The sequence below is a fragment of the Dellaglioa sp. CoH-56-MRSF-12 genome (assembly GCF_056782075.1).
This window is the reverse complement of the sequence record NZ_JBXAYD010000066.1, coordinates 1-288: the sequence shown is the minus strand read 5'-3', so window position 1 is coordinate 288 and position 288 is coordinate 1. Positions and strand designations below refer to the sequence as shown.

At 45.1% G+C, this 288-nt stretch carries 1 protein-coding gene; it reads left to right on the top strand.

What is annotated here, in order from left to right; all coding sequences use genetic code 11:
• Positions 1–243, top strand: a 243-nt coding sequence (locus tag AC1RPY_RS07800) for a hypothetical protein (protein ID WP_481763116.1), incomplete at its 5' end; no start/stop codon positions are given.
• Positions 244–288: the final 45 nt, after the last annotated feature.

The following is a 288-nucleotide window of genomic DNA, read 5'->3' as shown; positions in this document are numbered from 1 at the left end:
GCGGGATATTCGGTAAAAGCTGTACAAGTAGAAGGATATTTTACAAAGGCATCAACGTCTACTCCATCGGTCTCTATAGGAGTTATCAGTGGATCATCTGAATCAGACGGAGCTTCATTCGCTGTAGCAGGAGCAACACCATCTTATACAGCGAAGATTGTTGAGAAAGACCCTAATGGTAATGTGGCTTGGACAAATTCCGCTGTGCTCGCGTCCAAACCAGTAATAAACCATATTAATTAACGGGAGGCTCAGTCATGGCGCAAGTAAACGCAAATGCCGTGGCTG